Source organism: Ruminiclostridium sufflavum DSM 19573, from assembly GCF_003208175.1.
GTDB classification, from domain to species: domain Bacteria; phylum Bacillota; class Clostridia; order Acetivibrionales; family DSM-1351; genus Ruminiclostridium; species Ruminiclostridium sufflavum.
Map to the genome: position 1 here is coordinate 60,440 of NZ_QKMR01000003.1, position 23,082 is coordinate 83,521.

A 23,082-nucleotide genomic window follows, 5' to 3' on the forward strand; every position below is an offset into this window, starting at 1 on the left:
AATACCAACTATGATTATATAGCAATTAAATATCAACAGCTTTGCAAAACTGGTAGAATTTACAGCAATGGAACATACCGGGAGCTAATGGAAAAAGCAGCCTTTGTCAGGAGGTTTTTTTATTCAGAGCAAGTTAGTCTATTCTAACCGTTTGGAGATACTTCCATTGCACTATGAGATTACTTGGCGCTGCAGTTCCTATCTGTCAGAGGATGTCCGGCTATGATAATAACCGGATTCCGGGTGCTTCATCATGGGATTCCCAGACGTCGGCTTATGTTGAGCATCAAGGTTTCCCCACACTGAAATGTTATCCTGTGGGCAGCAGCATCCGGCCGCTGTTCTGCCTGTTTGTACGCAAGCTAAGAAAAGGAGGCCTTGACTATTATGGCTCATGAAGAAATACAACAGGCTTATCAGATGCTTGGGAAAGAGGCCAATGCTTACGACGGAATGATTACATGCTCCACGCTGTTGGGCCGGGCTATCTGCAAAATAGTCTGGAACATGAACAAAGCAGACAATGACCGCTATCTGCAACTGGCACTCTCTGGTATCCCGGAAGCATTTGCCGGAAACCTGCTGGAGATTCCGGTAGGCACCGGCGTGCTTACCATGCCGGTTTATAGAAAGCTGAAAAGGGCTGAAATAACCTGCCTGGATTATTCCACAGAGATGATGGGCACCGCACAGCGTCGGGCAGAGAAGTTTGGGCTGAATAATGTCCGGTTTTTACAGGGAGATGTCGGCGCACTGCCTTTTGCCAATAGTCATTTCGACACAGTGCTCTCCCTGAATGGATTCCACGCGTTTCCGGACAAAGATGCCGCCTACCATGAAACCTTTCGGGTTATAAAGCCGGGCGGTTTTTTCTGCGGCTGCTTTTACATCAAAAGGGAAACTCCCCGTACCGACTGGTTCATTCGGCATTTTTACGAGCCGAAGGGATTTTTTACGCCGCCTTTTGAGACAGCAGAAAGCTTACAAAAGCAGCTGGAGCTTTTGTATACCGATGTAACCTTAACCATAGTGAAATCCATGGCCTGCTTTTGCTGCCGAAAAGGTGAGAACTGATTCTTCTTGGCTTGTGGACTGAATTGGTTATGTCAGAAGAGGGTGCAATCTGCAGCAAAAAGAAGCTGCTACTCGTTCCTGTAGAAAATACGCTATTTGACCTGCGCACCTTAAGGAGGTAATTTATGAAAAACAAAAACATTCCATTTAAAATCGGACATGTGCTGATTCAAGTCGATCATCTTGATACAGCCATCCTGCAATACCGTCAGATGGGATTTCAGGTAGTGCCCGGAGGACTTCCCGGCAAAGCACATAATGCTTTGATTTATTTAAGGAATGGCTCTTTTTTAGAGCTGTTTTCTACTAATCACGGCAAGATTATCAACACGATGCTTAAAGTCATGGTGAAAGCGCTAGGAATGTTCGACCGCTCCTATTCCTGCCGCCTTGCGCGTTTCCTGCCAGGCTGCGACGGTCTGCGCGATTATGCTCTGGATTCCATTCCGGCTACTAAATATCAGGATAATATAGAAAAGATCAGGACAAACGGTCTGATTATCTCCAAGCCACGTCCAAAATCACGGGTAGATCACCGTGGAATTCGTCTTAAATGGACTCTCAGCTCACCCGAAAACATTTCCCTGCCTTTTCTTATGAGTCAATATCAGCCCTCCATGGAAATAAAAGAAAAAGATATCTCCCATCCTAACGGAGCGCTTGAAATCCATGAGCTCCAAATTACAACCAGCCAATGGGAGAAAACATACCATGAATATTCTCTCCTTTTTGGTGTCAAACCGGAAATCACACTCGAAAAAACAGGGAGGAGCTGCTTTTTTCCAATTCAAGGCACTTCAATTTATCTGATAGAAAATGAAAAGGATGGGATTGAGCGTGTTGTTTTGTCCTGCAGCAGCCAACTTGTAAATACAGATACACATGCCGCTCCTCCCTCCTTTATTTTACTAAAGCAATAAGCTACTTTTAACTACATTTAATTATCTTTTATTACATGTTTGTTTCACTTAGCTGTTCACGGACATCTCCGCCGCCATACATAATACGGATAACATTTACTGTATTTTTGGATTCGTCCGGCAGATAAAACACTAAATAATTATCCGCAGGCAGATATCTCTCTCCTTGTCTGCTCTAAGGCTCATCCCTGCATAACTGATGGTAAGTAGTAAGAAAATAGTATAGGAGTGGCTCACATTTTCATGCTAACCACCCCTAACCACTTTTTTAAACCTCTTAAATACGCTATTTAACTAGATTTTATGCTTTCGCAGCTTCCTCAACAGCAACCGCAATTGCAACGGTAGCACCAACCATCGGGTTGTTTCCCATTCCGATAAGACCCATCATCTCAACATGTGCAGGTACTGATGATGAACCTGCGAACTGCGCATCTCCGTGCATTCTGCCCATTGAATCTGTCAAGCCGTATGAAGCAGGTCCTGCGGCAACATTATCAGGATGCAGTGTTCTTCCTGTCCCTCCGCCTGAAGCAACTGAGAAGTATTTTTTTCCGTTCTCAGTTGCCCATTTCTTATATGTTCCTGCAACCAAGTGCTGGAATCTTGTAGGATTAGTTGAATTACCTGTGATAGAAACATCAACCCTTTCCTCCTTCATTATTGCAACACCTTCAAGAACATCATTAGCTCCGTAGCATTTAACCTTTGCCTTTTCTCCGTCTGAGTAAGCCTTTGATCTTACAATATTTAATGTATCAGTTGAAAAATCATAATCAGTCTCAACATATGTAAATCCATTAATTCTTGAAATAATAAAAGCTGCGTCCTTTCCAAGTCCGTTTAATATAACCTGAAGAGGTTCTTTTCTAACCTTGTTGGCTGTCTTTGCTATACCGATAGCGCCTTCGGCCGCAGCAAAGGATTCATGTCCTGCAAGGAAAGCGAAACATTTTGTTTCTTCTCTTAAAAGCATTGCAGCAAGGTTTCCGTGTCCTATACCAACCTTTCTTGAATCAGCAACTGATCCCGGAATACAGAAGGCCTGCAATCCAAGCCCTATGGCTTCTGCTGCTTCTGCCGCATTTTTCAAGCCCTTTTTAAATGCAATGCCGCATCCTAATGTATAAGCCCAAACTGCATTTTCAAAAGCGATTGGCTGCACTCCTCTAACGATACTGTCAACATCCACGCCATTTGATGTACATAGCTCCTTAACTTCCTCCAAGCTCTTAAAACCATATTCAGCCAAACATTTATTTATTGTATCTATTCTTCTTTCATAACCTTCGAAATTAACCACTAGTATCACCTCTCTCTTTTTTATTCTTTTCTTGGATCTATTGTTTTTGCCGCATCGGCATATCTTCCATATGTACCGATATTCTTTTCATAAGCCTCTTTTGGATCAGCACCTTTTTTGATTGCTTCCATCATCTTTCCAAGATGTACAAACTTATAGCCGATTACTTCACCGTCCGCATCAAGTCCGATACTGAGAACATAGCCTTCTGCCATTTCCAGATATCTTACACCCTTTGCCTTTGTTGAGAACATTGTTCCAACCTGTGAACGCAGTCCCTTGCCAAGATCCTCAAGTCCTGCACCTATAACAAGGCCATCCTCTGAGAAAGCCGACTGAGTTCTTCCGTATACCAGCTGGAGGAATATCTCTCTCATGGCAACATTAATAGCATCACAGACCAAGTCTGTATTTAAAGCCTCAAGCAAAGTCTTGCCGGGAAGTATTTCCGCAGCCATTGCAGCTGAATGTGTCATACCTGAACATCCTAATGTCTCAATCAAAGACTCTTCAATAATACCTTCCTTAATGTTCAGAGTCAGCTTACAGGCTCCCTGCTGAGGTGCACACCAGCCTACACCGTGTGATAAACCTGAAATATCCTTAACTTCTTTTACTTTAACCCATTTACCTTCTTCAGGTATTGGCGCAGGCCCATGATTTGGTCCTTTTTTTACAACACACATATTTTCAACTTCATGTGAGTAATTCATTATAACTTCCTCCTTCAATAGCAATTTAAAATTTATTCAGCTTAGCAGCCAAACCTGTCAAAAACACCAATAAACAGACAAAATGCCTCTAAGCTGAGAATTCACCTCTTTTTGCACCTTGCTCCGCCTAAAAAAGCAAAACAAAAGCCGATATTTAAAGATAAACTATCCTAAATATCAGCATTTATTATATCATAATTATTTTATAGTAAGAAGTATTTTGTTAAAAAATATACTATCTCCTTTATAAAAGTAATTACTATCGGCTAAAACCGATTCCATCTGCCGATAGTTTCTATTTGAGGCTGAAGGCTTAAACCGTAATTGACTTTAGTCACCCCAGCTTTAACACACAGGGTTATAATTTATTTGGGCAAATCATTTTTTATAGCGGCATACCATACATCAGCCATTTTATCATAACCGGTTCTGTTGCAATGAACACCGTCTGCAAGATCAGCTGTAGTAATTTTGCTGTACATTTCAACAAAATAAACAGGCTTTCCGGCAGTTGCCTTTGATTGTACAATACCGGGAATCTTACTGTTATAATCAATTATTTGAGAATTCCAATTTCCCATAGACAAAGGAATGATTGAAGAAACATATAACTTGCCGTTAGCAGGCAATTTTGCACATATTTTGTCAATCAATGCACTTAATCTGTCAGGAGCACTTGCTACACTATAGCCTTGTGCTATATCATTTGTACCGATATGCAGCATAACAATCTGCGGCTTATATGCAGTCATCCATTCATTTATTTTTGCATCAATCTGATCAATACGCCATCCGGAATGCCCTTCATGATTCTTATCTCCAAGCTCGGTAGGTCCGTTTGACATAGAGCCTACAAAATCAACCTTCTGGCCATTGCTTACAATCGTATTCCATAATTTGATACGATAACCGCCGGCTACAGTCAAACCGTCAGTTATTGAGTCTCCCAAAGGCATTACAACAATAGGGCCGCTTGGCTCGGCAGTCTTTGGAAATTTAATAATAATTCCTAATAAATACTGCTTTTGCAAAGCCAAATCCAAGGCATTTACGCTCCCGTCCCCATCAACATCGGCAGCATACAAATCATTCTGAACCGGCAAGTCAGTAACCAAGCCGAGGAGCATTTGCTTTGTCAAAGAATAATCCAATGCGTCAATTGCCCCATCCCCATTTAAATCTCCTATCAGGCCGCTTTCTGACGTGCCTGCTGCAAGAGCCTGATTATCTGAACCGCATATAAAGCAAATACTCAAGCAAATACTTAATACCATAACAAATGCCAAAACTTTCTTTCCAAACATTTTTAATATACCCCCTTTTATTTTTGTAAAGAAGCAATTCATTAATATCTTTATATTAAGCCATCCCTCCTTTCCGCTTTCTTGCACAACCTTCTTACAATTAAGCAATCTCCCCCGATAAAAATATATGCTTCTTAACTTGAAACAAATAAATTGCAAAACCGCCGCCTATACTAATTATTTTTTGTTAATTTCTTCCCATTTTTAATTATATTATATATAATAGTTTGCACTAATACCATATTTTTTCTTATTTATTGACATTATAACAATATTTGTATAACATTTATAAATTTACAAAAAACATATTGTGCAAATATAAGGGTATGAATATAAATTAAGAGACTGCTCCGTTAATTAAATTGCTTTTTCCGTAAACAATTCAATCAATGGATAACAGTCTCCGTTTATTTTTATAATGTACCTATACTAGCCTTTAAGCTGTTTTGCGATATTTTTTCCTATTTCAATGCACTTTTCAATTTCTTCGGAAGTAGGCTTATATTTAACACCAAATGGCTCTGCACATATTGTCAGTCCTGATTCCTCAAGCTTTTGACTTATTATCTTATGAGCCTCACCGCTCCATCCGTAAGAACCAAACCCAAAGGCAAGCTTGTTTTTAACCTTTAAGCCTTTTATTTCATCCAGCAGGGAAGCAGTCGGTCTCAAAACTGAATTATTTACCGTACAGCTGCCTAGTATAACTGCATTGGCTTTAAATATTTCCACATTTAAATCACTTCTGTCCTTAGTTGCGGCATTAAATATCTTAAACTTCATGCCTTCCTCTTCCAATCCGCCGGCTATTGCTTCAGCCATATCCTTTGTGGAATTGTACATAGTATCATAAATAATAACCGCATACCCCTCATTATAGCTTAAATCTGACCATTCAAGATATCTTTCAAGTATCTGAGCCGGATTCTTCCTCCATATGACGCCATGGCTCGGTGCAATCATATCAATGTCCAGATTCATTGCTGAAATTTGCTCAATTTTTCTTGTAATTAATGGTTTGAAGGGCCCTAAAATATTAGCAAAATATTTAATTGCCTCCTGATACAGCTCACACTCATCAGTCTCATCATTAAACAAGCTTGTACCGCAATAATGCTGACCGAATGCATCATTTGATATTACAAGCCTTGCCCCATCAACATATTCCAGTAAGCTGTCCGGCCAATGCAGCATTTGCATCTCGACAAAATTCAGCTTATATTCTCCAAGCTCCAAGTAGTCTCCGGTTTTAACAATATTAAAATTCCAGTCTTTCCCGAAATATTTTTTTATAATCTCAGCACCGTTTTTTGTACAATATATAGGAGTCTCCGGAATACGGTCCATTAACAGCCCCAAGCTGCCTCCATGGTCAGGCTCAACATGATTGATTACAATAGCATCTATATTTTTTAAGCCAACATTCTTTTCTAAATCCTCGACAAACTTTTCCTTATACGGATCCCATACTGTATCAATCAATACAGTTTTTTTGTCTTTAATCAAGTATGAATTGTAGGAAGACCCTCTATGTGTAGAAAGCTCGTGCCCGTGAAAAACTCCGAGCCCCCAGTCTCTGATACCGCACCAATAAATATTCTTTTTAATTTCCTGCATTTTATTATCATCCTTTCAATTATCTCATTAAATTTAATCAGCATTATCTTTTATACCCTGTTTTTTCGATAATAAACATTTTTCACATACTAAATGTCAATTACGGTTCAAGCCTTCGCGACTATATTTAGTTCGTCTTTTTCAGCTTTTAAGCTAATTTTGAATAAAGTTTGGGCTTGAATTTGTTTCGGCTTTAGGGGTGCTTCAGACTCAAACCCAACTGTCGGCAGATGGAGCCCATATTTATCTGATATTAATTGCCTTTTTCATTTTACCATATTGTATTATATCAGACCAACTTGTTTATAAACATGCATATGTGTATTTTTTTGTCTTTTGTGAAACTATTATGCTTATTATCAATTTATTAAAGGATTTAATTTTATTATGTGGAATATGTATATTATTATTTATATAGTATAATTTAAGTATTCCTTCAAAAATACATTGTGTATTTTATTGTCTCTGCAACAATATTTATGCTTAGTAATAAATCAATAGGAATTTTTTATCAAATTTTTTATGAATTATATTTAAATTGTGCTTTATTGTTCACGTAGACACGTATGTTATATGTATTCGTGTAGTGCCCTGTTTATGGGAATTATTAAGAGGAGGAATCGTCATGGATTTTATACGCCGCATTATTGCTATTATTTGTAAACCCTTTAAAAAGAAATCAACCAAGTTAAATACTAACAGCAGCGCTGCAACTTCTTCCCTGTTTAGTTTTCTGAGGAAAATCAGGATTCAGACAAGGCTGATTTTATCATTTGTTCTTATTATTTTGCTTTTGCTTGTATTTACATGTATATACACTTACGACAAATCATCCGAAGCAATTGATGAAAATGTAAAAAGTTATTCCCAGCAGGTTTTAAATCAAACAAGTATTATTTTAGAGAATAACATTAAGAGCTTTGAAGATTATGCATCTAATCTTGCCATCAACAGTACTGTACAAAACTCCTTGGAACAGTATGCTACGGGTGATTATAACATTCGTTCCGATGAGAAGCGCAAGCTGACAGATGCCTTCCAGACCTCCATATCAGCCAATAACGCTATTAAAACCTTTGGCTTATACGCAACCAAGGATTATGAAGCGGTATTAGGCAATTCGTCGCTGTTGGAAAACAATAAAGAGGTCATGGATGAATCCCAGGGTACAAAATCTACAAGATGGGTTCAATACTCAGTAAACGGTCAGAAGGTGGTTGGATTAAGTAAATCTATATTTTCCGCTGTTACAGGTGATTATTTAGGTGTTATTGCTCAGCTTCCCGATGCTCAGCTTTTTACCGGAAGCTATAAGGATTTGGATATAGGTATCGATAAAAACACAAGCCAGCCCTTTGATATATTTATAGTATCAAAAGACGGCACGGTAATATCCTCACGAGGAGAAAACTTTCCCGTATTTCAGGCAAATGATATTTCAAAAAATATAGCTCAGAAAATTTCAGAAAAAAATAAACCCACAGGAAATTTTGATACCGACAATAATGGTGAAAACTGCTTAATTACATACTCTTCACTTAATTTAAACAGCTGGTATATAGTTTCGGTAATTCCGTACTATCATTTAAACAGTACTGCAAATGACTTAAGAAAAAATATAATTATTTTTGGCATTGTATGTATATTAATAGCAGTATTAATATCGCTTCTGATTTCAAGAAGTATAGCAATGCCTTCAATTAATCTTGTTCGTTACATGAAAAAAGCAAAAGATGGTGATTTGACTATTTCAATTAATGATACCGGAAATGATGAACTATCTGATATCAGCAGAAACTTCAACTCTATGCTTGTTAACATAAATGCTCTGGTTGAAAAGGTAAAGCATTCGGCGCAGAAAATACTTGATTTTTCCAATAGAATCGCAGCCTCTGCAAGTGAAAGCGAAAAATTGTCTCAGCAGGTTTCCATCACTATTAAGCAGATTGCCGAGGGTGCAAATGAGCAAGCTGATGACATTAATAACGGCGTTGAAACAATGAGTAATCTTTCAATTGAGATTAATATAGTCGGTAACAATATGAATGATGTGGCTCAGGTTGTAGGACACACAAAAGCTTTAAGTGAGGGAGCTTCTGAAGTAGTCAATGCTCTTAATTTCAAATCCCATCAAACCAGCTCCGCTTCCGATAGAATTGTTGCAAATATCTCAGAATTAAGTGCAAGCATGAAGGAAATTCAAAAAATAGTAAAGGTTATCGTAGGAATTTCCGAACAAACCAACCTACTTTCACTGAATGCTTCAATAGAAGCCGCCCGTGCAGGTGAAGCCGGTAAAGGCTTTGCAATAGTTGCCTCAGAGGTTAAAAAGCTTGCCGATCATTCAAAAGAAGCCTCAGTAAGCATAAGTGATATTATTTCAAAAGCACAGATTAAGACAGAGCAAGCCGTTTCCGAAGCCACAAGCTCAAGCCTGCTGATACAGGAGCAGTTGGAAACTGTTAACGATGCGGATCATACGTTTAAAACCATATTTGCATCTATGGATAAGATTATTGAAAGCATGGATAGAATGTCACAATCAGTATCAAGTATAATGAAATCAAAAGAAAATGTATTGGATTCCATGCAAAGTATATCTGCTGTTTCAGAGCAATCTGCCGTTACAAGCGGTGAAATATTTGAAAGTACATTGACTCAGATGAGTGCTTCAAAGGAATTGGCTGAATATGCCAATACTCTTCAATCAATGTCCGACGATTTGGAAAAGGCTATATCAATATTCAAAATATAGATATAAACAGCACAAAAAATATAACTAAACTAAACCGATAATGCCGGGCAAACTAAGGTTATCTCCTTTGTATGCCCGGCATTATCGGTTTTTATTAGTAATAAAGCCAGCTATAAAAAAGGAACCGATTTTCATCGATTCCTTTTTTTTATATTTAGGTAATAATTATTCAATAACCTTTGAAACGTTACCAGCACCAACTGTTCTTCCGCCTTCACGGATAGCAAACTTAAGTCCTTCACTCATAGCGATAGGAGTGATTAACTTAACCTTCATTGTGATGTGGTCACCAGGCATAACCATTTCAGTTCCTTCCGGAATCTCAATAACACCTGTAACGTCAGTAGTTCTGAAATAGAACTGAGGTCTGTAACCATTGAAGAATGGCTTATGTCTTCCACCCTCTGACTGAGTCAAAACGTAAACCTGACCTTCATAATAAGTGTGAGGCTTGATTGAACCTACCTTTGCGAGAACCTGCCCTCTTTCGATTTCATTTCTCTGAATACCTCTGAGAAGAGCACCGATATTGTCACCGGCTTGTGCCTGATCAAGAAGCTTTCTGAACATCTCAACACCGGTTACAACAGTCTTTCTTGGAGCTTCCATCAAACCAACGATTTCAACTTCATCTCCAACCTTAACAACACCGCTTTCAACTCTACCTGTAGCAACAGTACCACGGCCTGTAATTGAGAATACATCCTCGACAGGCATCAGGAATGGCTTGTCAGTTGCTCTCTCAGGTGTAGGAATATACTTGTCAACCTCATCCATAAGAGCAAGAATTGGAGCATATTCAGGAGCATTAGGATCAGTTGAGTTTGATTCCAGAGCAACAAGCGCTGATCCTCTTATTATTGGAGTATCATCACCTGGGAAGTCATATGAGCTTAATAATTCTCTAACTTCCATTTCAACCAACTCGATAAGCTCTTCGTCATCAACCATATCGCATTTGTTTAAGAATACTACTATATAAGGAACTCCAACCTGTCCTGCAAGAAGGATATGTTCTCTTGTCTGAGGCATTGGACCGTCAGCAGCAGAAACAACCAATATAGCACCATCCATCTGAGCAGCACCGGTAATCATGTTCTTAACATAGTCGGCATGGCCCGGGCAGTCAACGTGAGCATAGTGTCTTGTTTCAGTCTCATACTCAACGTGAGCAGTATTGATTGTGATTCCTCTTTCTCTTTCCTCGGGAGCAGAGTCTATTGAGCCGTAATCTTTAACTTCAGCTCTTCCCAACATTCCAAGTACTTTAGTTATAGCAGCAGTCAAAGAAGTCTTACCATGGTCAACGTGACCAATTGTTCCAATATTAACGTGTGGTTTTGATCTTTCGAATTTAGCCTTTGCCATTTTAAAATCCATCCTTTCATTAAAGCGCATTGCGCTATTTAGTAGATTTTGTTTATATTTGTCCTTAACAAGAGTTATACTCTTGCAATTAACATTTGCATGCAAAAATTGACTGTCTCAATTCTTCGTTAGTCAGCATTTGCAGTTCTGCCGGATAGAATTTTCTCTTGAATACTCTTAGGCACTTCTTCAAAGTGACTGATCTCCATTGAGAACACACCTCTGCCCTGTGTTGAAGAACGAAGTGAAGTAGCATATCCGAACATCTCGGACAATGGAACCAAAGCCTTGATGTTCTGTGCACCGCTGCGTGCTTCCATACCTTCAATACGTCCTCTTCTTGAATTTATTCCACCCATAACGTCTCCCATGTATTCTTCAGGAACGTTAACGTCAACCTTCATTATCGGCTCAAGGAGAACAGGGCTTGCTTTTCTGCATCCATCCTTAAATGCCATCGAGCCGGCAATTTTAAATGCCATTTCAGAGGAGTCAACTTCATGGTATGAACCGTCAACAAGAGTAATCTTTATGTCAACAACATTGTATCCGCCAAGTACACCGGCTTTCATAGCTTCCTGTATACCGGCATCAATTGCAGGAATGTATTCCTTAGGAATAGCACCTCCGACAATTTTATTAACAAACTCATAACCTGCTCCCGGCTCTCTAGGTTCAATATCAATAACACAATGTCCGTATTGACCCTTACCACCGGATTGTCTTGCATACTTCATCTCTGATCTTACAGTCTTACGGATAGTTTCCTTGTATGAAACCTGTGGATTACCGACATTAGCTTCAACATGGAATTCTCTCATCAGTCTGTCAACAATAATATCAAGGTGAAGCTCACCCATACCACCGATAATAGTCTGTCCTGTTTCTTGATCTGTATGAACCTTAAATGTGGGATCTTCCTCTGCAAGCTTCTGCAAAGCAACACCCATCTTTTCCTGTCCTGCTTTAGTCTTTGGCTCTATGGCAATTTCAATAACAGGCTCAGGGAATTCCATTGATTCAAGAATAACAGGATTGTTTTCTTCGCAAAGAGTATCACCTGTCGTTGTGTCCTTCAGACCAACAGCAGCAGCAATATCTCCAGAATAAACAACATCTATCTCTTCTCTGTGGTTTGCATGCATTTGAAGAATTCTTCCGATTCTTTCTCTCTTATTCTTTGTGGAATTAAGAACATAAGAACCTGAATTCAGTGTACCGGAATACACTCTGAAGAAACACAGCTTACCAACATACGGGTCAGTCATAATCTTAAATGCAAGTGCTGAGAACGAGCCGTTGTCATCTGCCGCTCTTTCGATCTCAGTCTCACCATCCAGTGAAATACCCCTTATAGCCGGGATATCAAGCGGTGACGGCATATAATCAACAACTGCATCCAGCATCTGCTGTACACCTTTATTCTTATAGGATGAACCGCAAACTACAGGAACCATCTTTAAATTAATTGTTGCAATTCTGATACATTTTTTAATTTCCTCAACGGTGATTTCTTCACCCTCAAGGTATTTCATCATTATTTCCTCATCTTGTTCAGCAACTGATTCCAATAATAAGTCACGATATTTTTTTACAGTATCAGCCATGTCTTCAGGGATATCCCGTTCTTCAACTACCTTGCCCAAATCATCCTTGAATGCAAGTGCAGACATAGTAACTAAATCTACCATACCTGTAAAGGTATCTTCACTTCCTATTGGCAATTGTATAGGTACAGCATTACACTGTAATCTGTCTTTCATCATAGCCATTACATTATAAAAGTCAGCTCCCATAATATCCATCTTATTTACATATGCCATACGTGGAACTCCATACTTGTCAGCCTGTCTCCAAACTGTCTCAGATTGGGGTTCAACACCACCCTTAGCACAGAAAACTGTTACTGAACCATCGAGTACACGAAGAGATCTTTCAACCTCTACAGTGAAGTCAACGTGCCCCGGCGTGTCAATAATATTTATTCTGTTACCTTTCCACTGTGCAGTAGTAGCCGCAGAAGTAATTGTTATACCTCTTTCCTGCTCCTGCTCCATCCAGTCCATAGTAGCAGCACCTTCATGAACTTCGCCGATTTTATGAGTCTTACCTGTATAGAACAGTATACGCTCTGTTGTTGTGGTTTTACCCGCATCAATATGAGCCATTATACCGATATTTCTTGTGTGTTGTAAGTCAAATTGCCTGGGCATGAGTACCCTCCTTTCACGATAGTCCAAATTGATTTATAATCAATTTATCTGTTAAATTTTATAATAGCAGCAATAACATAAGCAGCCTTTAAACTGCAGGCAAACTCATATTAACCTTATGCTTTTTTGAGCACAAAACACTGTAAAAGCAGCGTGACAGTGCTCTGGTATTTTCGTAGTTGCAATAAAGTTCACTACCATCTATAGTGAGCAAATGCTCTGTTAGCTTCAGCCATCTTGTGAGTGTCTTCTTTCTTCTTGAAAGATCCACCTGTATTGTTGACAGCATCTAACAATTCACCTGCAAGTCTTTCCTTCATAGTACGCTCGCCTCTTTTGCGAGAGTAATCAACAAGCCATCTTAATCCCAAAGCTTGCCTTCTATCAGGTCTAACTTCCATAGGAACCTGGTATGTTGCTCCACCAACTCTTCTAGCCTTAACTTCAAGTACTGGCATAATGTTTGCCATTGCCTCTTCAAATACTTCGAGAGGATCTCTGCCAGTCTTTTCTTTAATGATGTCAAATGCATCATAGCAAATCTGCTGTGATACACCCTTCTTCCCATCATACATAATGTTGTTTATTAATTTAGTAACTGTTTTACTTCCGTACATTGGATCAGGCAAAACATCTCTTTTTGAAATATGACCTTTTCTTGGCACTTTACTTCCCTCCTTTTATGATAACATTTTACGCGGGCACGCCCACTCAACGTATCACAGGTACTCGTGGTTTAAACCGTCGTCAGCGCAAGTACATTAATATACCTTACCAGCTTAACAGACTATAGATCAATGATAAAAAAACCTATCTTCTCTTAATACAAAAAATATATATAATCACGTACTAAGCACCTAACATTTTAAATTGTCAGCACGCTGTGTTTTTACTTACTTGCGGCACCTGCCTTAGGACGCTTAGCACCGTATTTTGAACGGGACTGCATTCTCTTGGCAACACCTGCTGTATCAAGAGTACCTCTTACAATGTGGTACCTTACACCAGGCAAGTCTTTAACTCTTCCACCTCTGATAAGAACAACGCTATGCTCCTGCAGGTTATGACCTATTCCAGGAATATATGCGGTTACTTCTAATCCGTTTGTAAGACGAACCCTTGCTACTTTACGCAGTGCTGAGTTTGGCTTCTTTGGTGTTGAAGTTTTTACAACAGTACAAACACCTCTTTTTTGAGGACTGTTAGTATCTGTAGCCTTCTTCTTTTTTGAGTTAAATCCTTTCTGGAGAGCCGGAGCAGTTGACTTCTTTTCAATGACCTCTCTGCCCTTTCTGACCAGCTGATTAAATGTTGGCATTAGTACACCTCCTTCCAAAGGTAAATATTATATATATAATACTTATTCCGATGCAGAAGCTGTACCGGAAATAAATAAATATAGCTGTTAGTTACATAGTAGTATGCGGCTTATTTCAGAATACATGCAACAGCTGCTTCAACCTCAATACCGCATGCCTTTCCAAGCTGCTTCATGGAGTCAACATATGTTATAGGCAATAACTGCTTCTCACAAAGCTCAATAATACCTCTTACAACCCTTTGCTCACAATCCTTCGCGATTAAAACACTTGCTACAATGCCATTTTCTATAGCCTTTGTTGACTGTTTTACACCAACTAACTTCTTATAGTGTTTAAGATCATCCAACAATTTGCTCCTCCAATTTAAGATTTGCAGCACTGACAGTAAAGCTCTTCAAAGCTAACTAATGCTGTCTACCTTTAAAATATACGATAAAGAAAACTTCATCTAAAATTAAACCCTTAATATTGAAATACGCGCACAAAAAAAAGCATAAATTTAATGCACTGAATTATTTTATCACTCAATTACAGCTTTTGTCAAGCATACTGAATGTTAAGTGCAAATAAATATATTGAAAACACAGTAGCTTTTCTTATTTTGCCTTCAGCAACACAAATTGACTTTAGTCAAAAATATACCTTGAGCCTCATATTTTTATATATAAAAGGCTGCCGCATAATATTCCCAAAATGTCATGTTCTCAATAATTGATAATCGGAACAATACCATTGCGGTTCAGTTCTATTTTGCAGCAGCCCAAAAAAGCATTTAATTAATAATTTCAGTACTTAATCACTCAATAACCTGACTGATGCTGATATCCTTGTATCTGCTCATACCTGTACCTGCCGGAATAAGCTTACCAATGATAACATTTTCCTTCAGACCAACCAGAGGATCAACCTTGCCCTTTATAGCAGCTTCAGTAAGAACTCTTGTAGTCTCCTGGAAGGATGCCGCAGATAAGAAGGAATCGGTTGCAAGAGAAGCCTTTGTAATACCTAATAAGGTACGTTCTCCTGTGGCAGGTGACAAACCGGCCTCAAGAGCCTTTGCATTCTCACTGTCAAACTCAAGCATATCAACCAGACCACCCGGCAATAAGCTTGTATCACCGCAGTCTTCAATCTTAACCTTCCTCATCATTTGCCTAACAATAACCTCTATATGCTTATCATTGATATCAACACCCTGCATTCTGTAAACTCTCTGAACCTCTTGAAGCAAATATGCCTGCACTCCCTTGAGTCCTTTAATTTTCAGAATATCATGAGGATTTACCGAACCTTCCGTTAATTCATCACCGGCTTCAACAACGTCATCATCGAAAACCTTAATTCTTGAACCGTAAGGTATCAGGTATGACTTGGTTTCTCCATCCTCGGCAGTTACAATAACCTCTCTCTTTTTCTTGGAATCGGCCAATTTAACTGTTCCTGCTATTTCAGTGATAATCGCAAGTCCTTTTGGTTTTCTTGCCTCAAACAATTCCTCTACACGAGGCAGACCCTGTGTGATATCATCACCGGCAACACCGCCTGTATGGAAGGTTCTCATTGTCAGCTGCGTACCCGGCTCACCGATTGACTGAGCCGCTATAATGCCGACAGCTTCACCAACATTAACCGCATCTCCTGTTGCAAGGTTTGCACCATAGCACTTGGCACAAACACCAACCTTTGATTCACATGTAAGCACCGATCTTATTCTCATTTTCTTATAGCCGGCCTTAACAATTCTATCGGCTATATGTTCGTCCATTGGCTGATCCTTTGTTACAAGCAGCTCCTTTGTATTAGGATCATAAATATCTTCGGTAGTATACCTTCCTATGAGTCTTTCGGCCAATGGCTCAATTACCTCGCTGCCGCTCTTAACGTCAGATATCTCAATACCCTTGTCTGTACCGCAATCCAGCTCTCTGACAATAACATCCTGACTTACATCAACCAAACGTCTTGTCAGATAACCGGAGTCAGCTGTTCTAAGTGCCGTATCTGCCAGACCCTTTCTTGCACCGTGAGTTGAAATAAAGAATTCCAAAACATTAAGTCCTTCACGGAAGTTTGATTTAATAGGAATTTCGATTGTCTTACCTGAGGTATCGGCCATCAAGCCTCTCATACCTGCCAGCTGCTTAATCTGATTGATATTACCTCTCGCTCCTGACTGCGACATCATGAACACAGGATTGAATCTGTCAAGGTTATCAATAAGAGCCTTGGTGATATTTTCACCTGTTTCCGTCCATGTAGCTATTACAGAATTATATCGTTCCTCGTCTGAAATAAGACCTCTTTTGAACTGCTTGACAATGTTGTCTATTGTTGCCTCGGTTTCTTCCAGATACTGCTTTTTAACAGCAGGCACAACCATATCCGATACACTGATTGTAATAGCACCTCTGGTTGAGTATTTAAAGCCCAGAGCCTTTATTCTGTCAAGTATAATAGCTGTGGTGGTAGTTCCATGAACTCTGATACATTTGTCAATTATCTTGCCAAGCTCTTTTTTCCCAACTATGAAGTCAATTTCAAGATCAAAAGCTTTGCTTTTATCGCTTCTGTCAACGAATCCCAAATCCTGCGGAATCGCTTCATTAAATATAAGCCTTCCTGCAGTACAGGAAATAATCTTACTCTGCTTAACTCCATCAATAAGCTTATCTATTCTAACCCTTATCTGTGCATGCAAGCCTAATTCACCGGCATCATAAGCCATAAGGACTTCATCCATATCACTGAATACTTTACCTTCTCCCGGCTCATCAGGCTTCTCTATTGTCAGATAGTAGCTTCCCAAAACCATGTCCTGTGTAGGTACGGTAATAGGCTTGCCATCCTTAGGTGCCAGCAGGTTATTTGCAGATAGCATAAGGAACCTTGCCTCTGACTGCGCCTCAGCTGAAAGAGGAACGTGAACAGCCATCTGGTCACCGTCAAAATCGGCATTATAAGCGGAACACACCAAGGGGTGAAGCTTTAAAGCCCTGCCCTCAACCAGAACAGGCTCAAATGCCTGTATACCAAGCCTGTGAAGTGTCGGAGCACGGTTCAGCAATACAGGATGATCCTTAATTACGTCCTCCAATACATCCCATACTTCATTTCTGACTCTTTCAACCATTCTTTTTGCACTCTTGATATTATGGGCTAAGCCATCGTTTACTAATTTTTTCATAACAAACGGCTTAAACAGCTCAAGCGCCATTTCCTTCGGCAGACCACACTGGAATATTTTAAGGTCAGGACCTACAACGATAACAGAACGTCCTGAGTAGTCAACACGCTTACCCAGCAAGTTCTGACGGAAACGTCCCTGCTTCCCCTTAAGCATATCAGATAATGATTTCAGAGGCCTGTTACCGGGTCCGGTCACAGGACGTCCTCTTCTGCCGTTATCAATCAAAGCATCAACAGCTTCCTGAAGCATACGCTTTTCGTTCCTGACTATTATATCAGGAGCGCCTAAATCCAGAAGCCTTTTTAATCTGTTATTTCTGTTAATAACCCTTCTATACAGGTCATTCAAATCAGATGTTGCAAATCTTCCTCCGTCCAGCTGTACCATAGGTCTCAATTCAGGAGGAATTACAGGGACAACATCCAGAATCATCCAGTCAGGATGATTTCCTGAAAGTCTGAAGGCTTCTACAACCTCAAGCCTTTTGACGGCTCTTATTCTTTTTTGACCTGTTGAATCAGTCAAATCATTTCTCAATTCTTTTGAAAGAGCCTCTAAATCTATTTCCAAAAGGAGCTCTTTTATTGCCTCGGCACCCATGCCGGCTTTAAAACTGAGTCCAAACTTTTCAACACTGTCTCTATACTCTTTCTCTGTCAAAACCTGTTTTTTGGATAATGGTGTCTGACCCGGATCAATTACAACATAGGAAGCAAAATACAATATCTTTTCAAGAGATCTGGGTGACATATCCAACAGCAAGCCCATTCTGCTGGGTATACCTTTAAAATACCATATGTGAGAAACCGGTGCAGCAAGCTCAATATGCCCCATTCTCTCTCTTCTTACTTTAGAACGGGTAACCTCGACACCGCATCTGTCACAAACAATACCCTTATATCTGATTCTTTTATACTTACCGCAGTGACATTCCCAGTCCTTTTGAGGTCCGAAAATTCTCTCGCAGAACAAACCGTCTCTTTCGGGTTTCAAAGTTCTATAATTTATTGTTTCGGGCTTTTTTACCTCGCCCTTTGACCATTCCCTAATCTTTTCCGGAGAAGCCAATCCTATTTTTATGGAATCAAAATTGTTCAGTTCAAACATAGCTTACCTCCCTCCTTAAAAATCCTCATCATCGAAATCATCGCTGAGTTCTTCATCCGCGAATAATTCATCTGTAAGCTCTTCTTCAAGATTATCCCCAGTGCTGATGCTTCCGATATCATCTATATCATCAATATCCAAATCATCCTCAATAAGAATGTCATCTTTCAGTTCATCATCAAAATCATTTGTCAAAGCAGCTTCATCTTCTCTGCCCTCTATGTTAACATTCAATTCCTCTATTTCATCATCGACATACTCTTTAATGGCAATTTCGCCTTCCTCTTCCGAATAAACCTTAACATCAAGAGCCAGGCTCTGAAGTTCCTTTATAAGGACTTTAAAGGATTCAGGAATTCCAGGTTCAGGTATATTTTCACCCTTAACAATAGATTCATATGTCTTAACCCTGCCTACCACATCATCTGATTTAACAGTCAGTATTTCCTGCAGTGTGTATGAAGCACCATATGCCTCCAGCGCCCAAACTTCCATCTCTCCGAATCTCTGTCCGCCAAACTGGGCCTTACCACCTAAAGGCTGCTGAGTTACCAGAGAATACGGGCCTGTAGATCTGGCATGAATCTTATCATCAACCAGATGGGCAAGCTTCAGGTAATACATATAGCCCACTGTTACTCTATTATCAAACGGCATACCGGTTCTTCCATCATAAAGAAGAGTTTTACCGTCCGGCTCTTTTCCTGCCTGAATCAATGTATCTCTGATATCTTCCTCTGTGGCACCGTCAAAAACAGGAGTTGCAATCTTCCAGCCTAAAGCCTTCGCAGCAAAGCCCAAATGGACTTCAAGCACCTGCCCGATGTTCATTCGTGAAGGAACTCCAAGAGGGTTCAATACTATTTCCAAAGGAGTACCATCAGGTAAGAACGGCATATCCTCTTCAGGAAGAATTCTTGAAATAACACCCTTGTTACCATGTCTTCCTGCCATCTTATCTCCGACGGAAATTTTTCTCTTCTGGGCAATATAGGCCCTGACAAGCTGATTTACTCCGGGCGGCAGCTCATCGCCGTTCTCACGGGTAAACACCTTAACATCAACAATAATACCTGCCTCACCGTGAGGCACCCTTAATGAAGTATCCCTGACTTCTCTTGCTTTTTCACCGAATATAGCTCTCAGCAATCTTTCCTCTGCTGTAAGCTCAGTTTCTCCCTTTGGTGTAACCTTACCTACAAGAATATCTCCCGAACGAACCTCGGCTCCTATTCTGATTATTCCTCTGTCATCAAGATCCTTTAAGGCTTCCTCTCCGACATTGGGAATATCTCTGGTTATTTCCTCGGGGCCAAGCTTGGTGTCTCTTGCTTCAGCCTCATACTCTTCTATATGAATAGATGTGTATACATCTTCTTTTACAAGCTTTTCATTGATAAGAATAGCATCCTCATAGTTGTAGCCTTCCCATGTCATAAATCCTATAAGAATATTTCTTCCTAATGCTATTTCTCCATTATCCGTTGAAGGACCATCTGCGATTATATCACCCTTCTGAATAATTTCACCTTTTCTGACTATAGGTCTTTGATTTAAACAGGTGCCCTGATTGGATCTCATATATTTAAGGAGCTTGTATGAATCCTTATTGCCGCTGTTTGTTTTAATAACTATCTCATTTGCCGAAACTTTATCCACAACTCCCGAATTTTTGGCAATAACACATACGCCGGAATCTCTTGCAGCCTTATACTCAATACCGGTTCCAACAATTGGAGAGTCTGCTTTTATAAGCGGAACAGCCTGACGCTGCATGTTCGAGCCCATAAGCGCACGGTTGGCATCATCATTTTCAAGGAAAGGAATCATGGCTGTAGCTACCGATACCATCTGTTTCGGAGATACGTCCATAAAATCAACCTTTGTATTCTCTACCTCCAAAATTTCATCCATAAACCTTGTAATAATTTTTTTAGAAATAAACCTTCCGTCTTCATCCAAAGGCTCTGTAGCCTGAGCCACAATAAACGGGTCCTCTACATCTGCCGTCAGATATACTATTTCATCCGTAACTCTGCTGTCTGCTTTATCAACTACTCTGTACGGAGATTCAATAAACCCGTACTCATTAACTCTGGCATAAGTACTTAAAGAACCAATCAAACCTATATTAGGACCTTCAGGAGTCTCAATAGGACACATACGGCCATAGTGGGAATGGTGAACGTCTCGGACTTCAAAGCCCGCTCTTTCTCTGCTCAAGCCACCGGGTCCCAAAGCACTGAGCCTTCTCTTGTGAGTAAGCTCGGCAAGAGGATTTGTCTGATCCATAAATTGTGACAGCTGGCTGCTTCCAAAGAATTCCTTTATTGAAGCAGCAACCGGCCTTATATTAATAAGAGCCTGCGGAGTAACCACATCAATATCCTGGATAGTCATTCTTTCTCTTACGACTCTTTCCATTCTGGACAAACCTATTCTGAACTGGTTTTGCAGCAACTCACCTACAGAACGCAATCTTCTGTTTCCTAAATGGTCAATATCATCAACAGTACCTATTCCATAATCAAGATTAATAATATAATTAATTGACGAAATAATATCATAAGTAGTGATATGCTTCGGAATCAAATCGTTAATTTTTTCTTTAAGCGCCTTTTTAAGCTGATCCTTTTCAAGATTACTGTCAAGGATTTCTTTTAAAACAGTATACTGAACCTTTTCTGTAATGCCTATATCTGAAACATCAAAGTCAATAAACTCACGAATATCAACCGTATTGTTTCCGAGCACCTTTATCGGCTTGCCGTCAACTAATAAATGTACGATGTTAACCCCTGAATTTTGTACTTCTTCTGCCTTCTTCCTGTCTATCAGCTCGCCTTCGGCAATCAAAAGCTCACCTGTTTCAGCTGAAGCAATGTTTTCGGCAGCAACCTGACCGCTTATTAAATTTGATAATGACAGCTTCTTATTAAACTTAAACCTGCCAAATTTTGCAAGATCATATCTCTTTGCATCAAAAAACAAACTATTGATAAGATTTTTTGCACTATCAACAGTAGGAGGCTCGCCCGGCCTTAATCTCTTGTATATTTCAATTAAGCCTTCTTCATATGTTTTAGCATTATCCTTCTGGATAGTAGCTAAAATCCTTTCATCCTCTCCCAGCAACTGCGTTATCTCATAGTCGGTGCCATAACCTAAGGCTCTTAAAAGCACAGTCAGAGGCAATTTCCTTGTTCTGTCAATTCTTACTGATAAAATATCATTGGAATCTGTTTCATATTCAAGCCACGCCCCTCTGTTCGGAATAACAGTGTTTGAATATAATTTCTTTCCTATTTTATCAAACTTCATTGAGTAGTAAATACCGGGAGACCTTACAAGCTGGCTTACTATTACACGCTCCGCACCGTTAATTATAAAGGTACCTGTGTCTGTCATCAGAGGAAAATCTCCCATGAAAATTTCCTGCTCTTTTACTTCTCCGGATTCCTTGTTAATCAATCTCACTTTTGCCTTCAGCGGAGCAGAGTATGTAGTGTCTCTCTCCTTGCATTCCTCGACACTATACTTTGGCTCATCATCAAGAGAGTAATCCACAAAATCCAAAATTAAGTTTCCAGTATAATCTGTAATAGGGGAAATATCTCTGAAAACTTCTCTTAGTCCGTCATCCAAAAACCATTGATATGAATTCTTCTGAACTTCAATCAAGTTTGGCATTTCTAGTACGTCTCGTATTTTAGAAAAACTCATTCTTGTGTTTCTACCCAATTTTACGGGTTGTACCATATTTATATCACCTCATAAACTTATGACTTTATTAGGAATATTTTAAAATCTTACATAATTAGAATTATATTATGTAAAATTGTAAATCAAACCAAGTATATATTTTGTAAAAAAACATATAATAAAACTATACAGACATACATTAAAATATTATTAACAATTATTGTCTTGATTATTCGCATATGCTATAATTTATGTAAGCAAACAAATAAATTTCCCTTATTGGGACATGACAACAGAATTTTAATGCAGTTTATAATGATATCATAGTTGATACTGCTTGTCAATAAAAACGTGTTAATTATACGTTTTTTTATTTTGTATATTTATGTATATTTTTTACTGGTATTTTATATAATCTGCAATTTCAATTTACATTTATTATATATCAGAATATAAAAAATAGGCAAAATACAATATTAAGAGTTTGTAAACATTTC

The 23,082-nt window shown here is 39.3% G+C and carries 15 protein-coding genes; 4 read left to right on the forward strand and 11 right to left on the reverse strand.

Annotated features, from left to right (window positions below):
* Positions 1 to 173 precede the first annotated feature (173 nt).
* The 3 genes from LY28_RS03035 to LY28_RS03045 all read left to right on the forward strand — a co-directional run bounded on the left by LY28_RS03035 (position 174) and on the right by LY28_RS03045 (position 1,994).
* On the forward strand, positions 174 to 398 hold the full coding sequence (locus LY28_RS03035) for a hypothetical protein (RefSeq protein ID WP_110460699.1): 225 nt from the start codon (positions 174 to 176) through the stop codon (positions 396 to 398).
* Positions 388 to 1,074, forward strand: coding sequence for a class I SAM-dependent methyltransferase (locus LY28_RS03040; RefSeq protein WP_110460700.1), 687 nt, complete (start codon positions 388 to 390; stop codon positions 1,072 to 1,074). Before LY28_RS03035 ends, LY28_RS03040 begins: the two co-directional genes overlap by 11 nt.
* Before the next feature lie 125 nt (positions 1,075 to 1,199).
* Positions 1,200 to 1,994, forward strand: a complete 795-nt coding sequence (locus LY28_RS03045; RefSeq protein ID WP_110460701.1) for a VOC family protein — start codon at positions 1,200 to 1,202, stop codon at positions 1,992 to 1,994.
* Between the two features lie 301 nt (positions 1,995 to 2,295).
* On the opposite strand, the gene LY28_RS03050 is transcribed toward LY28_RS03045, so the two are convergent.
* The 4 genes from LY28_RS03050 to LY28_RS03065 form a co-directional block, all read right to left on the reverse strand.
* The gene (locus LY28_RS03050; protein WP_110460702.1) at positions 2,296 to 3,297 is read right to left on the reverse strand and encodes a GGGtGRT protein; all 1,002 of its coding nucleotides are present in this window, start codon (positions 3,295 to 3,297) and stop codon (positions 2,296 to 2,298) included.
* A 20-nt stretch (positions 3,298 to 3,317) separates the two neighbouring features.
* The gene (locus LY28_RS03055; protein WP_110460703.1) at positions 3,318 to 4,010 is read right to left on the reverse strand and encodes an iron-sulfur cluster assembly scaffold protein; all 693 of its coding nucleotides are present in this window, start codon (positions 4,008 to 4,010) and stop codon (positions 3,318 to 3,320) included.
* 365 nt (positions 4,011 to 4,375) lie between these two features.
* The gene (locus LY28_RS03060; protein WP_110460871.1) at positions 4,376 to 5,314 is read right to left on the reverse strand and encodes a dockerin type I domain-containing protein; all 939 of its coding nucleotides are present in this window, start codon (positions 5,312 to 5,314) and stop codon (positions 4,376 to 4,378) included.
* Positions 5,315 to 5,743: 429 nt separating this feature from the next.
* A complete protein-coding gene (locus LY28_RS03065; RefSeq protein WP_110460704.1) occupies positions 5,744 to 6,931 on the reverse strand; it encodes a flavodoxin domain-containing protein in 1,188 nt (395 codons plus the stop codon).
* A gap of 625 nt (positions 6,932 to 7,556) precedes the next feature.
* Here LY28_RS03065 and LY28_RS03070 point away from each other — a divergent pair.
* Complete coding sequence (locus LY28_RS03070; RefSeq protein ID WP_110460705.1) at positions 7,557 to 9,686, forward strand: methyl-accepting chemotaxis protein; 2,130 nt, start codon at positions 7,557 to 7,559, stop codon at positions 9,684 to 9,686.
* 165 nt (positions 9,687 to 9,851) lie between these two features.
* Here the strand turns inward: LY28_RS03070 and tuf are convergent, their stop codons facing one another.
* From tuf to rpoB, 7 genes are all read right to left on the reverse strand, one after another.
* On the reverse strand, positions 9,852 to 11,054 hold the full coding sequence (tuf, locus tag LY28_RS03075; protein ID WP_110460706.1) for an elongation factor Tu: 1,203 nt from the start codon (positions 11,052 to 11,054) through the stop codon (positions 9,852 to 9,854).
* Between the two features lie 128 nt (positions 11,055 to 11,182).
* A complete protein-coding gene (gene fusA / locus LY28_RS03080; protein ID WP_110460707.1) occupies positions 11,183 to 13,267 on the reverse strand; it encodes an elongation factor G in 2,085 nt (694 codons plus the stop codon).
* A gap of 194 nt (positions 13,268 to 13,461) precedes the next feature.
* A complete protein-coding gene (gene rpsG / locus LY28_RS03085) occupies positions 13,462 to 13,932 on the reverse strand; it encodes a 30S ribosomal protein S7 (RefSeq protein WP_110460708.1) in 471 nt (156 codons plus the stop codon).
* A gap of 224 nt (positions 13,933 to 14,156) precedes the next feature.
* Positions 14,157 to 14,585, reverse strand: coding sequence for a 30S ribosomal protein S12 (gene rpsL, locus LY28_RS03090; protein WP_110460709.1), 429 nt, complete (start codon positions 14,583 to 14,585; stop codon positions 14,157 to 14,159).
* Between the two features lie 110 nt (positions 14,586 to 14,695).
* The gene (locus tag LY28_RS03095; RefSeq protein WP_479692065.1) at positions 14,696 to 14,935 is read right to left on the reverse strand and encodes a ribosomal L7Ae/L30e/S12e/Gadd45 family protein; all 240 of its coding nucleotides are present in this window, start codon (positions 14,933 to 14,935) and stop codon (positions 14,696 to 14,698) included.
* A gap of 450 nt (positions 14,936 to 15,385) precedes the next feature.
* Positions 15,386 to 18,883, reverse strand: a complete 3,498-nt coding sequence (gene rpoC / locus LY28_RS03100) for a DNA-directed RNA polymerase subunit beta' (RefSeq protein ID WP_110460711.1) — start codon at positions 18,881 to 18,883, stop codon at positions 15,386 to 15,388.
* A 15-nt stretch (positions 18,884 to 18,898) separates the two neighbouring features.
* Positions 18,899 to 22,642 (reverse strand): DNA-directed RNA polymerase subunit beta, encoded by a 3,744-nt coding sequence (gene rpoB, locus LY28_RS03105; protein WP_110460712.1) that lies wholly within the window; start codon positions 22,640 to 22,642, stop codon positions 18,899 to 18,901.
* Positions 22,643 to 23,082: the final 440 nt, after the last annotated feature.